A 13,888-nucleotide genomic window follows, 5' to 3' on the forward strand; every position below is an offset into this window, starting at 1 on the left:
GTGTCGTCGTGAGCCGCGACGAGTTGGCGCGCGGAATCCGGACCGAGCGCGTCGACGACGACATTCGTCGTTGGGCGAAGCGGCGTGTCGCCCAGACGCAACGCACGACGGAGGTGCAACGCTCGCGTGCGATGCACGCCGGGTATCGCGACGGCATGGCCATGGCGCTCGAAGACGTGGTGGCGCATCTCATGCGCACCGAGCAGATGTGCCTGCGCTGGCGCGGCGAAATGATCGAACAGGTGCGCGGCTTGCTGGCGTGCGCGTCGCGCCATCCCGAAGCACTGCTTGCCGCGCTCGACGACGCGCTGCGCGCCTTCGCAGGCGTGCCGTCCGACGTACCCGTGACGATTGTGTTGCCCGTGCTTCTCAAGCCGCGTCGCGACGACATTCGCACGCGGATGGAAGCGGCGTGCCATGCACCGGTCAAGCTCGAATTCAGGGCGACCGACGAGCGCATCTGCGTGCACCGGGGAAGCACCGTGATCGAGTACGACCCGCATGACTACGTCGCGCGGGCTGAGGCGGCGCTGGACATCGACCCGAACGCATCGACGGCGGACCTGCACGCGATGCTGGCGCCCGCGCTCAGGTCGCTCGGTGAGCGCGTCGCAGCGCTGTCGACGGACCTGGCTCAGACGGAGCGGACAGTGAACACGGGCCTCGACTTCGATGCGGTCCAGCGCCCCGCAATCGCCCCGGCTACAGGGCGCTTCGATGCGACAGGAGACGACGATGAACACCGTTGAAGGCGTCTCGACGATCTCACCGATGTCCGCAGACGTCGGCAACGAGCCGATACCGATGTCGCTTGCTGAGCGCATACGCGGCATGCGAGGGGCGTCGCCGGGGCAGCCGCTTGTGTCGGACATCGATGCGCCGTCGCCCGATGTCGGCACGCATGAGGACAACAAGGATAAAGGCTTGCCCAACAGCTGGCGGAAGTTGTTCGTGCGTCAGCTATGGCTGGCGTCGTTCGACGCAAGTCAGGAGCAGGCCGAGGAAATTGGCGACGTGTGATGCGCCGGCGGCGCTTGCCACGCAATAGTGAAACGGAAGAACCGTCGGGCTTCGACGGGAAGCGAGGTGGTCGATGAGAAACATGAAGATCATGGAAGAAGCGCAGGCGCTGTGCGAAAACCAATCGCACGCGCTGGCATGCGGGGGCGTGTGGTTCGTGTGTTCGCCGCCGTCCACCCGAAGCCTGCTGCTGGAGCTGCAGCCGAGCGGCAACGTGGGGCCGACGCGACTGGAGCTGAGTCCCGGGTATTGCGGCTTGCTGATGCACGGCAAAGGCACGCTGCTGGTCAGAGGCGGCCCGCTGCACTACCAGAGGTTGCACTGCAACGTGCTGGTCAAGCTGCTGGCGTTCATGGACGAAGCGCACGCGATGGGCAACGACTCGGACGACCACTACCGTCGCTGCGCCGTGCCCGCGCTACATCGGGTGCCGGTCGAAGCGCCGTGGGCCGACCGTCGGCAGTGCGAGCTGTGGTTCCTGGGTCAGATGGCTGCACCGGGCGAGGGTTTTCGCACGATGCTCGACGTGCTGCGCCGTTGCGAATCGTACGACCTGATCCGCTTTTTGCTGACGCGCGCACCCGCCGGTGGCACGTTGCGTCACATGTGCACGAAATACGGCGTGTCGTACTCGCACTTCCGGCGACTGTGCCGGGGCGCGTTGGGGGAATCCGCCAAGATCGCGTTGCGCGACTGGCGCATGGCGCGCTCGATGCTTGAAGTCGCGCAGGGGAACGACAGCTTCACGGAAATCGCGCTGCGCAACGGGTATGCGTCGTCGTCGCATTTCTCCACGGAGATCAAGGAACTGATCGGGATGTCGCCGACCAGTGCCGCCGGCGCGTTGCGAACGTTGGCCCGATGAAGAAGATGCACTACGTCGTCTGCGCGATGCTCGCCGCAGGCGCTTCGAACGTTGCCGTCGCCTCGTGGGCGATGGCGTTGTCCTCGGCGGGCGCGCTCGATGGCGCTTCGCCGGCGTCGGCGCCCTCGGCCGTGATCGAGCCGCAAGCGCAGGCGCTACCGCAGGCGCAGGAGCCCGGACGCGAGCGTGCGCCCAAGCGGGACCAGACGGTCGATGCGATGCAGACGGTGCAAGCCGCCGCTGCCGTGCCGACGCAGGCGGGGCAGGGGGACGGCGCATCGGGTGGTTACGTGGCACGCAACGACAATCTGCGTGTGTTCTTCGCCGCGCTGTCGCCGTATCTCGGCCGTCCGGTCATCGTCAGCAATCTGGCGGCGAAGAAGCAGATTTCCGGCGACTTCGACATGAACAACGCCCGTGTGCTGCTGGAATCGATGGCAAACCGACTGGGTCTTATCTGGTATCACGACGGGCAGTCGATCTTCATCTACGACGCGTCCGAGATCCGCAATGCAACCGTCTCTATGACGCACACGAATCTTTCCGATCTCGTGTCGTATCTGCGCAGTGCCGGGCTTTACGACCGACGCTATCCGGTACGCGGCGAGGCGAGTCGCAAGGTGTTCTACGTTTCCGGCCCACCGGTCTTCGTCGATCTCGTGCTCGCAGCATCGCGCTCGATCGATCGCACGACGGTCAACGACATCCCGGCGGCCGGACCCGACCGGATCGGCGTGGTGCGCATGGAAAACGGCTTCGTGTCCGATCGCACCTATCAGATGCGCGACGAGAAGATCGTGATCCCCGGGATGGAGTCCGTAATCAAGGAACTGGTGGAGACCGCTCGGGGCGGCGCGGGTGGTCTGGGCAGCCTGCAACGACCGTCGACGCAGCTACCCCTCTCGCCGCAGGACACACGGGGCGTTCCCGCACCGCTATTGCCGCCGGGGCCCAAAGCCGACACCCCTTCCCCGCCCGCAACGCTCAACGTCGCGCCGCCGCTCCTGCCGCCGACGCGCCCCGGCAGCATTGGCGAGGGCGGGCGCGGCCAGCTCATCGTGCAGGCGTATCCGGCGGGTAACGGCCTGCTGGTGCGCGGCACGGCCGAACAGGTCGAGCGCATCGAGCGACTTGTCTCGCGCCTCGACGCGCCGCGTCGCCATATCGAGTTGTCGCTCTGGATCATCGATGTGCGCAAGGAGGCGCTCGATTCGCTGGGTGTGGACTGGTCGGGCGGGGTCTCCATCGGGTCTCGTGTGGGCTTGCTGCTCAACGCGACGGCACCGGTCAGTACGCTCGACGGCGTGCGCTTTCTGGCGAAGATTCAGGCGATTGCCTCGCGTGGACTGGCGAGCGTGGTGTCGCGTCCCGTGATCCTGACGCAGGAAAACATCCCCGCGATGTTCGACGGTAGCCAGACGTTCTACGTGCCGCTCGAAGGGGAGCGCACCACGGACCTTCGCAGCGTGACCTACGGGACGATGATCAGCGTCTGGCCGCGCTTTGCCGGGGGCGACGAAATCGAAATGACGCTCAACATCGAAGACGGCACGAGTGCGCCCAGCAAGCAGGGCGATGCCGAGAGCAAGTACACCGTGCTGCCGACGGTATCGCGCACGCGCATCAGCACCATTGCGCGTGTGCCACAGGGTAAAAGCCTGCTCATCGGCGGCTATACGCGGGACAGCGGAGACACCGTCGAGCGGAAGATTCCGCTGCTCGGCGACATTCCGTGGATCGGCCGCGCTTTTCGCTATACGAGTACCGCACAGAACAACGACGTGCGCGTTTTCCTGATTCAACCGCGCGAGATCGACGGTCCGCTCCAGCGCGACGCCAGCGATATCGCGGGCGACACCGTGGTGACGTTGCCTTATCCCGTCGACGGGGTGTCGAAGGACGTTCGCGCAACGACCGGGCTCGATCCGGCCCGGGCAGCCCAAGCCGACGAAGGACGCGAAGCGTCGGGCGCATCTCCTTCCCAACCCCCGACGGATGCAAGCGCCGAGCAGCACATGCGCGACGAGTCCGTCATCCTTGACATGGGAGCCGACCGTGGCCAGTCTTGATGCCATTCGACCGTTGTCGTCGTCAATCTCGCAGACCTCCGCCACGTCGCAGGGGCGGCAACGGGCGGCGCGCTCGCACGACGATGACGACGGCCCTCCGCGGATTCTCTCAGGCGGCCCGGTCGCCGATATCCGAAAGACAGTGGAGTCGGCAGACGAGATGTCGTCCGTCATGGCGCAGTTCCGCCTGCGCACGATGCGCAAGGAAGAGAATCGCGGCATGGCGCAGAGCTACGACTACATCCTCGAAGAGGACGCGCCGAACAAGATCCTGGCGATTCTCGGTGCGTCGTGGGTCTCGGCCGAAGGGTTGAACCGACTGCTGAAGGACGCTTTCGACGACGTCACCGACCGATGGCTTGCGCTTCAGGCGCTCGACACGCAGCGCGAATCGCTCGGCAGCGCACAACAGCAGGCACTGACCGAAGCGATTCAGCTTGCGCAGGATGCGCCTCGCAAGGAAGTCCGCGAGCGAAAGGCGGGCATTCATTGCGCGATCAAGGCACGCCTGAGTGCAAAACAGATGCCGCTCGAGTTCGGGCCGCGTATGTTGCGCGCGGCCTATCGTGAGTTTCTGATCAACGACGCCGAGACGCCCGACATCGATATCTACCAGTCGTGGATTTCCCGATTCGGCTATACGCGACGCGAGCAGGTGCTCAATTTCATCGAAGAGACATTTGTCGACGACATGCGCTCGCTCGACCCGAGCAGCACGGAAGCGGAAGCCCTTGCACCGACGCAGCGCCTTAACGTCCTGAAGCGCCTGCGTTCGTGCGAGCGCACGTTCGTGCAACGGGTCAGCACCAGTCCGTTTGCCCAACCCTTCAACGCCAACGAAGAAGACTGGCTGCATTTCGTGCTCGCGATCCTGACCGACCCTCGTGCGCTCGACGAATGCATGAGCGCCGTCGCGGGCCCCGCCGCATTGTTGCAGGACAACGGCGCGCATGGCCGACTGATCGGACTGCTGTACCGGGCTTGCTGCGACTTGCCAGGCGAACCGTTACAGACCCAGCAAGCGCGCGACGTGCTGCTCGACGGACTGCGCGAACTCGCCGATGCGGCTTACCGCCGCGAGCGCAGCGACCGCGCGTTCGACCCTGTGTCGCGACATCGCCGGAGCGCGTAATGCCCGCAGCGTTGCTGAGCGAACTGCGGGGTCGTCCCGAGGTCGTCATTCTGATTCTGATGTCGTGCGTGATCGCCATGCTGGTGATTCCATTGCCGACCTATCTTGTCGACTTTCTCATCGGCGTGAACATCGCGATTTCCGTGTTGCTTTTCCTCGGCGCGTTTCACATCGAGCGGATTCTGAACTTCTCGTCGTTCCCTTCGATGCTGCTCATCACGACGTTGTTTCGGCTAGCGTTGTCGATCAGCACCACGCGTTTGATTCTCATCGATGCCGACGCGGGAAAAATCATCGATTCATTCGGGCAGTTCGTTATCGGCGACAGTCTGGCGGTGGGGTTCGTGGTGTTTGCCATCGTGACTATCGTGCAGTTCATCGTGATCGCGAAGGGCTCCGAGCGCGTGGCCGAAGTCGCCGCACGTTTTTCGCTCGACGGCATGCCGGGAAAGCAGATGAGTATCAACGCCGACGTGAAGGCGGGCACCCTCGATAACGACGGTGCCCGCGAGCGTCGCAGTGTGCTGGAGCGCGAGAGTCAGTTGTACGGATCGTTCGACGGGGCGATGAAGTTCGTCAAGGGCGACGCGATCGCCGGCATCGTCATCATCTTCGTCAATCTGATCGGCGGCATTATCGTGGGCATGACGCAGCGCGGCATGGAGTTGGGTGGCGCACTGGAGACCTACACCACGCTGACCATCGGCGACGGTCTCGTCGCGCAGATTCCGGCGCTGCTCATCTCGGTGTCGGCGGGTTTCGTCGTGACGCGTGTGAACGGCGAAGCCGACAACATGGGACGCACCATCGTCAGCCAGTTGATGGGCAACCGCTTCGTGCTCGGTGCGACGGCGCTCCTCACGCTGATCATCGGCACGCTGCCGGGCTTTCCGTTTCCGACATTTTCCCTGCTGGCTTGTCTGCTGGCGCTGGCCTGTTACTTCGCAAAGCCGGACGCCGTTGCGGCCGTGCATTCGGGCGACGCGGCAAAGGCCGGCAAGAGCGGCAAGCCGGGCGATGGCCCCGCAGGCAAAGCGGGCAAGCCCGGCAAGGCGCGTGCCAATGCGAAAGCGGATAGCTCGCTCATGTCGATCGACAACCTCGACAGTGTCGCGCCGTCGACGGCGCCGCTGGCCATCGTGATTCCGTCGGCGGTACTGCCGTCGTTCGAAGCGGCGGGTTTTACGGAGCGGGTCCGCAGCCAGTTCTTCACCGACTTCGGCGTGCATCTGCCGGAGATCCTCTTGCAGGGCTCGTCGTCGCTCGGCGAATCGCGCGCCGCTGTCTACATCAACGAAGTGCGCGCCGACGAGTTCGTCATCTTCTACGACCGCGTGCGCGTGGACGCCTATACCGGCGAAATCGCGGCGCTGCAATACGAACCGGTGTTCTCCGGTCCCGAGCGCGGCCGCTGCGCGTGGGTGACGCCTGCGCAGGGCGAGGCGCTCGCCGCCATGCGACATCTCACGCACCCGCCCGCCGATGAACTGTATCAGGGCATGGCCGTCCTGCTCACGCGACACGTGAACGAATTCTTCGGCATTCAGGAGACGAAGAAGATGCTCGATCTGGTCGAGCAGCATTACCCGGATCTGGTCAAGGAAGTACTGCGGCACGTGGCATTGCAGCGTGTCTCGGAGATTCTGCAACGTCTGGTCATGGAGCGGATCTCCGTGCGCAACATGAAGCTCGTGATGGAAGTGCTTGCCATGTGGGCTCCGCGTGAGAAGGATGTGCTGAATCTCGTCGAGCACGTGCGCGGCGCGCTGGGCCGCTATATCTGCAACAAGTTCCTGCGCAGCGGTGAGCTGCGCGTCGTCATGCTCTCCGCCGAGATCGAGGAGAGTGTGCGCCGCTCGATCCGGCAGACGGCCGGTGGCGCGTTCGTCAATATGGACCCGAAGGACGCCGAGGCGCTGCTCGACCGTGTCGCACTCGCGCTCGACGCGTCCGGGCGGCCCCACAAAGACCTGGTGCTGCTCGCGTCGGTCGACGTGCGGCGCTTTGTGAAGAAGCTGGCGGAAACGCGCTTTCGCGATCTGGAAGTGTTGTCGTTCGGCGAGCTGGTCGACGGCGTGTCCGTCAACGTCATCAGCACGATCTGAGCATGCCGATGACCCCCATGACGCAAACACCGATCCACGGGCCGTCCCAAATGCCTACCCAAACGCCGACCGGGGCCAGCCCGTCGTTCGTGCGGCATCTCTCGCTGATTTCGCGCATCGCCGGACACACGGCCGAGGCGCACATCCCGGGGGTGACCATCGGTGAGATTTGCGATATCCGCCGCACGTGGCGGGATGCGCACGTCGTGGGGCAAGCGCAGGTGATCGCGGTGCACGACGAACGCGCCATTCTCAGCCTGTTCGCCGCCACACAAGGGTTGTCCTGCGATTCGGCGTTGCTGCCCACGGGGCGTCAGGCGTCGTGCAGCCCGCACGAGACATGGCGCGGGGCCGTGCTCGACGCTGGCGGCGGTATCGTGGATCGCATCGACGGGCAGCCGTTGGCGCCGGTGCGCGCGGGCGCGACGGAGCGTGCGCTGCTGGCCCCGGCGTTGCCTTATCCCGAACGCGTGGGCGTCGATAGCGCCCTGCATACGGGGCTGCGCGCCATCGACGCGTTGATGCCCTGTGGCGTAGGGCAACGTGTCGGTATCTTCGCGCCTGCGGGATGCGGCAAGACGTCGTTCATGAACGCGCTGCTGGCCGGTGTCGAGGTCGACACGACGGTGATCGCGCTGATCGGCGAGCGGGGGCGCGAGGTGGTGGAGATCGTCGAAGCGCTGAGAGCGTCGCCGGGCGCGCAGCGCTGCGTCGTGATCTTCGCGACCTCGGATGCGCCTGCCGTTACGCGCCGCAATGCTGCCCTGCTGGCGACCACGGCCGCCGAGCACTTCCGCGATCAGGGGCAGCGGGTGGCGCTGTTCGTCGACTCGCTGACCCGCTACGTGCGCGCGTGCCGCGACCTGGCGCTCGCGACTGGCGAGCTGCCCATGCGCGCAGGCGTACCGGCATCGGTCTACACGAGCCTGCCGCAACTGCTGGAGCGCGCCGGGGCATCCACACGCGGCAGCATCAGCGCCTTCTACACCGTGTTGCTGGAAGACGACGAGATGCCGGACCCCATGGCCGAAGAGATTCGCTCGATCCTCGACGGACATATCCATCTGAGCGCCCAACTGGCGCATCGGAACCACTATCCGGCCATCGACGTGCTACGCAGCGTGAGTCGTGTCGCCACGCGCGTTGCGCCGCCCGGCCAGATGCGCGTGGCGGGCGAGCTGCGGGCATGGCTGGCACGCCTCGAATCGTTGCAGACGTTGGTGGACCTCGGCGAATACCGGCCCGGCGTGAATGCTCAGGACGACCGTGCGATGGAAGCGAAGCCGTACATCGAAGCCTTCCTGAAGCAAGGGGCGCACGAATGGTCGTCCGCCGACGAGACGCTGAGGAGGTTGCATGAAATCGTGGGGTGACGCACGACGACTCTGTCGTGCTGCGTTGCAGATCAAGGAGATTCAGGAGCGCGAGTTGCGCCACATCTCGTTCAGGGACGCAGATCTCGTCAGACAGTTCGACGAGATCGAGGCACAGCGCGACGCGATTCTCGCGTTGATCGCTTCGTCGAAGCCGTCGCAACTGGAATCGGATATCAATGGACTGCGCGGCGGCATGCGTGTGACGGGGCTATTGCGTCAGCAGGTGCGCGATCTCGATGTGAAGCTCGCGACGCTGGCCGAATCGCGCGAGCAGTTGGAGACCGACCGCGAACTGACCGAGAACGAGCGGCGGCGATGGCGGCGCAAGGAGACGAAGTACACACGTCTGGCGAAGACCTTGCGTGACGACGCTCGCAAACGTCAGGCGCATGTGGAATATAGCGAACTTGAGGAACATCAGTCATGGCGCAGGTGAGCGTGGCAGGAACGGCCGAGGTATCGGCAAGTCCGGACGAGACCGGGCGACAGCAGGCGAGCGACAAAACGATGGCGCAGCGTGTGGACGAAGCGCTGCGCAGGCGCGCGTCCGAGCATCGAAATGCGGACGACATGCCGAGCGCCGCGCCGCTTTGGTGCTTACCGATGCCGATGGATCGCTCGCCGCCGCTACGGCTCCATGACGTGTCCGCAGGCTCGGCGTCACCGGGCGACGGCGCGTCGTCTGTTCGGCGAGCGCACGCAACGTCTGTCGACGGCAAGGAGGCGACCGACCCGTCGACACGTCACGGCGACGCGCGTAAGGCGCTTGTCGAGTTGCTCAGGGCGAGCCGACTCTTGGACGGACCGACGCGATCCGTCACCGGCCAGCGCACCGATGCGTCGCTCGTCGCCGGTACCCCCGAAGTCGACACCGACCGTGCCTCGGTGCACCGTCGCGACGCAAGGACGTCGACGAGCGGGGGTGTTGCCGATATCGGCGAGGTCGGTGAATCGAGCACCGCGAGCGTGGACGGTCGCGCCATGACGGTGGCGGGCGCAGCGTTGGAGGCCACGCCGGAAGCAGGATCACGTCACGATTCGCGCGAGCGGTCGCATCGAGGGGAGGGGGGCGCCAGCGCGCCAGGCGCTTCGACGCCACAAGTCGTGCACGGGCAGACGTTCGCACCACCTCCGGGTGCACGTCGATTCGCCGCGCCGATGCCGCACCGACCCATGGCGCCGCGTGCACCGGTGCACCCATTACCTGGCGATGCCACACACCGGCCGTTCCCCGCTGGCGACGGCATGCGCTACGCATTCGGCAGCTGGGGCAAAGGGCACTTCGTCAATGTGCGGGTCATTCAAGTGGACGGACGACGAGGCTTCATGCTCGGCGCATCGGACGCCGTGGTGCAGCGGCGCTTGACGGCGGCACTGCCGGGCGCGGCGTCTTCGTCGGACGAGGGTGCGTCGCGCCGCTTCGGTGTGCGCGCCATCGAAGCCGTCGAGAAATTGGAGAACACAAGCGATGAGGACGCCGGATGCTGAAACTGAGGCGCATCGACGAAGGACAGTCGCGGCTCACGCTGGCGGCCGATGCCTGGCAAGCGCGGGGCTGGTCGGCATCGCTCGAATATCTGCCGCGCATGGGGTCGTGGATTCGCGTGCAGGACACAGCGCATACGTGGCAAGGGTGGGTGGAGCCCGGCATGTGGCTCGAAGGCGCCGCGCATGAGTTGGCCTCGCTTGCGTGCTGCGCCGATTCCGAGCAACTGGCGGCGCGGTTGTTCACGGTGACGGCGAACCCGTTGCATTTGCCGATGCCGGAGTTGCGTTATGACGTGCTCGACGTCGGTGCACCCATCGACGGTGCGGCGCTACCCGAAGCGATGTTGCTCAAGGTGCGGGCGGCGGAGTGCCCCGTATGGCTCGCGCGGGTGCCCGACGTACGCGGCACGATGCCGCTCGATGTGCGCGGCGTGCGCTTCTCGCTCGACGTGGAGATTGGACGCAGCACGGCCCGGCTGGCGACGCTGCGCAGCATTCGTCGCGGCGATGTCCTGATCGTTCGCGACGTGACGCGTCGGCTGAGTTGTGCGGGACGTGTGATCGGCGGTTATCAACAGGAGGAGGGGAGCGCGATGCTGGAAACCTATTTGCATGACGAGATCGAGGACATGATGCCCGAGCGTGTACGAGAGGACGACGACTTGGGCGACATGGCAGCAACTTCCGGTAGGGCGACGTCGCTGACCCAACTGCCTGTCGAACTGGTATTCGTGCTGCAACGCGAGCGCATGACGCTTGCCGAACTGGAACAACTCGGTCGCACGCGTCTGCTTGCGTTACAACCGGGCGCGGAGCGGCACGTCGAGGTGCGCGCCAACGGCACGTTGCTCGCGCGTGGCGAACTCGTGCAACTCGATGGACGGCTGGGCGTCGAGATCTTCGAGTGGCTGATGGAGACGGACGACGCGCAACGGGAAGCTAAGGGACCGGATCATGTGGAGTGATGTACCGGCGATTGCGGTACTGAGTTTCTTCACGCTGCTGCCGTTTCTGGTGGCGTCGGGTACCTGCTTCGTCAAGTTTTCCATCGTGTTCGTGATGGTGCGCAACGCGCTCGGGCTCCAACAGGTGCCGAGCAATATGACGCTTAACGGCGCGGCGTTGCTGATCTCGGTTTTCGTCATGCTGCCGGTGACGACGGCGGTGCTCGACGCATATCAGGCGAACCCCGTCAACTTTGCCGATCCGAATTCGGTGCGTCGCTTTCTCGACGACGGCCTCTCGCCCTATCGCGATTACCTGCTCAAGTACGCCGACCCGCAGTTGACGCAGTTCTTCGCGCATCAGGAAGTGACCCGCGACGGCGCCGGCGTCCCGCTCGACGCCGCTGCGCCGTCCATCTTCGCGCTGCTCCCGGCGTATGCGCTCACCGAAATCAAGAGCGCGTTGACGATCGGTTTTTATCTGTATCTGCCGTTCGTGGTCGTCGATCTGATGGTCTCCAGCGTGCTGCTCTCGCTGGGCATGATGATGATGAGCCCGGTGACGATCTCCGTGCCGATCAAACTCATTCTGTTTGTCGCGATGGACGGATGGTCACTGTTGTCGCAAGGTCTGGTCAGCCAGTATCTGCAATAGGGAGCGCGCCATGGATAACTTGATTTATGCGGGCAACCGCGCGCTGTACCTGGTGCTCATTCTGTCGGCGGGACCTGTTGCGGTGGCTACGCTCGTCGGCGTGACCGTCGGCTTGCTTCAGACGGTCACACAGGTGCAGGAGCAGACGCTGCCGTTCGGCCTGAAACTGCTCGCTGTCTCGCTGAGTCTGTTTCTGCTCGCCGACTGGTTCGGCGAGACGCTGGTCGGCTACGGCGCGGCCATGCTGAAACTGGCCATGACGGGCAACGCCTGACATGGATGTATCGCTCGTCTTCGCGCATCACGATGGCATTCTGGCGGTCGCGATGGCGTACGCGCGTGTCGCGCCGTCGGTGTTCCTGCTGCCGATCCTCAACGGGAATGTCTTGTCGGGCGTCGTGCGCACGACCGTTTCCATGTGGATGGCCGTGGGCGTCTGGCCTTATGCCTATGGGGCACCTCTCCCGCTGGATGGTTTCGTATGGGCGCTACTGCTGCGCGAGGCGGCGCTGGGGCTGGTGATCGCGGTGGCTGTGGCGCTGCCGTTCTGGGTGTTCCACGCGCTGGGGGCGTACATCGACAACCAGCGCGGCGCCACGCTCAGCAGCGTGATCGATCCGGCGAACGGCATCGATACGTCGGAACTCGCCGGATTCTTCCAGTGGTTCGGGGCGGCGATCTATCTGCAACTCGGCGGCATGACGTTACTGCTCGAAGTGCTGGCACGCAGTTACCGCGTGTGCGAGCCGTTCGGGCAGTGCACGATCTCGGTCGCTCGCATTCACGAATTTCTCGATGTGCTTGTCAGCCATGCGATTGCGCTGTCGGCGCCGGTGGTCGCCGCCCTGTTTCTGTCCGAACTGGTGCTGGGGCTGTTGTCGCGCTTCGCACCGCAGGTCAATGCCTTTGCGCTGTCGCTGACGATCAAGAGTCTCATCGCGTTTTCCATCTTGCTGATCTATTTCTCCGCGACGCTACCGGACGCGCTCGTGTCGATGTTCATGCGTCCCGACGACGTTGTGCGCTGGATCGCGCCGGTCGCAGGGCCGTAGACGTAAGCGCGGTATGGGCGAGAAAACCGAGAAGCCGACACCCAAGCGGCTGAAGGACGCCGCGAAGAAGGGGCAGGCGTTCAAAAGCAAAGAACTGACGATGGTCACGCTGGTGTTCGTCGGCCTGATCTTCGTGCTCTCGAGCGATCCGCTGGTGTGGTTGATGCAGGAATACCGGCAGGTGCTGGCAAATGGCGAATTCGCCGATCCACAGGCCTTCGCCATCAGACTGTTCAAGCATGGTTTGCAGATGTTCATGCCGGTGCTGCTTGTGTGCATTGTGGCAGCGGTGTTGCCGGCCTTGCTCCAGACCGGCTTCGCGTGGGCGAGCGAAGCCCTCAAGCTCAATCTCGGTGCACTCAATCCGATGGCGGGCACGAAGCGGATCTTCAGCTTGCGCACGCTCAAGGATTCGCTCAAGTCGGTGCTCTATTTGCTGAGCTTCGGCGCCATCGTCGTGGTGCTGTGGTCTAGCGCCAAGGGGTTGCTGTTCGCGCAGATTTACATGAGCCCGGCGGGGGTGGGCGCGGCGTGGGCCGAACTGATGCGCAAGCTGATCTGGATCTCGCTCGCGTGTGTCGTGCCCATTGCCGTGCTCGACGCGATGGTCGAGTTCTGGTTGTTCATGCGCGAGCAGCGCATGGAACGCCATGAAGTCAAGCGCGAGCAAAAGGATACCGACGGCAATCCCGAAATCAAGCGACGGCGCCGCACACTGCACAGCGAGTTGCTGTCCGAGGCCGTGAAGTCCGACGTGCGCGACTCGCGTCTGATCATTGCGAATCCCACACACATCGCCGTGGGCATCTACTTCCGTCCCGATGTCATCGCACTGCCGTTCATTTCCGTCATGGAGACGAATGCACGTGCGCTCGCGGTGCGCAAATACGCCGAGTCGCAGGGCATTCCCGTGATCGGCGATATCGCGCTCGCACGGCGTCTGTATCGGACGCACCGTCGTCATACGTTCGTGGCGCTCGAAGATCTCGACGCGATCATGCGGCTGCTTATCTGGCTGGAGGACGTCGAGCGCGCAGGTACCCAGGACGAAGACGTCGGAGAAGAGAGCGACAACCTCGGCGAAAGCGATGACAGCGGGTCAACTCAGCGGGGCTTGCAGGGGACCGTCGAAAAACCAAACGCCAGTCCCCCTATGCAATAGAACGCTTTTTGGAAGTCTCC

14 protein-coding genes are annotated in these 13,888 nt (G+C 64.5%); all 14 read left to right on the forward strand.

Annotated features, from left to right (window positions below; translation table 11 throughout):
• Positions 1-8 precede the first annotated feature (8 nt).
• The 14 genes from MB84_RS00685 (at position 9) to MB84_RS00750 (ending at position 13,868) form a co-directional block, all read left to right on the forward strand.
• Positions 9-749 (forward strand): hypothetical protein, encoded by a 741-nt coding sequence (locus MB84_RS00685; RefSeq protein WP_046290364.1) that lies wholly within the window; start codon positions 9-11, stop codon positions 747-749.
• A complete protein-coding gene (locus MB84_RS00690; protein ID WP_046290365.1) occupies positions 736-1,020 on the forward strand; it encodes a hypothetical protein in 285 nt (94 codons plus the stop codon). Before MB84_RS00685 ends, MB84_RS00690 begins: the two co-directional genes overlap by 14 nt.
• Before the next feature lie 73 nt (positions 1,021-1,093).
• Positions 1,094-1,885, forward strand: coding sequence for a helix-turn-helix domain-containing protein (locus MB84_RS30680; protein ID WP_211279330.1), 792 nt, complete (start codon positions 1,094-1,096; stop codon positions 1,883-1,885).
• Positions 1,882-3,954, forward strand: coding sequence for a type III secretion system outer membrane ring subunit SctC (sctC, locus tag MB84_RS00700; protein ID WP_052652822.1), 2,073 nt, complete (start codon positions 1,882-1,884; stop codon positions 3,952-3,954). Before MB84_RS30680 ends, sctC begins: the two co-directional genes overlap by 4 nt.
• Positions 3,941-5,086 (forward strand): HrpJ domain-containing protein, encoded by a 1,146-nt coding sequence (locus MB84_RS00705; protein ID WP_046290366.1) that lies wholly within the window; start codon positions 3,941-3,943, stop codon positions 5,084-5,086. Before sctC ends, MB84_RS00705 begins: the two co-directional genes overlap by 14 nt.
• Positions 5,086-7,191, forward strand: a complete 2,106-nt coding sequence (locus tag MB84_RS00710; protein ID WP_046290367.1) for an EscV/YscV/HrcV family type III secretion system export apparatus protein — start codon at positions 5,086-5,088, stop codon at positions 7,189-7,191. Before MB84_RS00705 ends, MB84_RS00710 begins: the two co-directional genes overlap by 1 nt.
• 50 nt (positions 7,192-7,241) lie before the next feature.
• Positions 7,242-8,564, forward strand: coding sequence for a FliI/YscN family ATPase (locus tag MB84_RS00715; protein WP_046293262.1), 1,323 nt, complete (start codon positions 7,242-7,244; stop codon positions 8,562-8,564).
• Complete coding sequence (locus MB84_RS00720; RefSeq protein WP_046290368.1) at positions 8,548-9,003, forward strand: hypothetical protein; 456 nt, start codon at positions 8,548-8,550, stop codon at positions 9,001-9,003. The genes MB84_RS00715 and MB84_RS00720 overlap by 17 nt, the downstream gene beginning before the upstream one ends.
• Positions 8,991-10,055, forward strand: coding sequence for a SpaN/EivJ family type III secretion system needle length determinant (locus MB84_RS00725; RefSeq protein ID WP_046290369.1), 1,065 nt, complete (start codon positions 8,991-8,993; stop codon positions 10,053-10,055). The genes MB84_RS00720 and MB84_RS00725 overlap by 13 nt, the downstream gene beginning before the upstream one ends.
• The gene (locus MB84_RS00730; protein WP_046290370.1) at positions 10,049-11,020 is read left to right on the forward strand and encodes a YscQ/HrcQ family type III secretion apparatus protein; all 972 of its coding nucleotides are present in this window, start codon (positions 10,049-10,051) and stop codon (positions 11,018-11,020) included. The genes MB84_RS00725 and MB84_RS00730 overlap by 7 nt, the downstream gene beginning before the upstream one ends.
• Positions 11,010-11,654: an EscR/YscR/HrcR family type III secretion system export apparatus protein gene (locus MB84_RS00735; RefSeq protein WP_046290371.1), complete on the forward strand. Its 645-nt coding sequence runs from the start codon at positions 11,010-11,012 to the stop codon at positions 11,652-11,654. The genes MB84_RS00730 and MB84_RS00735 overlap by 11 nt, the downstream gene beginning before the upstream one ends.
• A 10-nt stretch (positions 11,655-11,664) precedes the next feature.
• Positions 11,665-11,928, forward strand: coding sequence for an EscS/YscS/HrcS family type III secretion system export apparatus protein (locus MB84_RS00740; protein ID WP_046290372.1), 264 nt, complete (start codon positions 11,665-11,667; stop codon positions 11,926-11,928).
• A 1-nt stretch (position 11,929) separates the two neighbouring features.
• Positions 11,930-12,706 carry a type III secretion system export apparatus subunit SctT gene (gene sctT, locus MB84_RS00745; RefSeq protein ID WP_046290373.1) on the forward strand — a complete coding sequence of 259 codons (777 nt, stop codon included), beginning with the start codon at positions 11,930-11,932 and terminating at the stop codon, positions 12,704-12,706.
• 13 nt (positions 12,707-12,719) lie between these two features.
• Positions 12,720-13,868 (forward strand): EscU/YscU/HrcU family type III secretion system export apparatus switch protein, encoded by a 1,149-nt coding sequence (locus MB84_RS00750; RefSeq protein ID WP_065225737.1) that lies wholly within the window; start codon positions 12,720-12,722, stop codon positions 13,866-13,868.
• Positions 13,869-13,888: the final 20 nt, after the last annotated feature.

The organism is Pandoraea oxalativorans (assembly GCF_000972785.3).
GTDB lineage: Bacteria > Pseudomonadota > Gammaproteobacteria > Burkholderiales > Burkholderiaceae > Pandoraea > Pandoraea oxalativorans.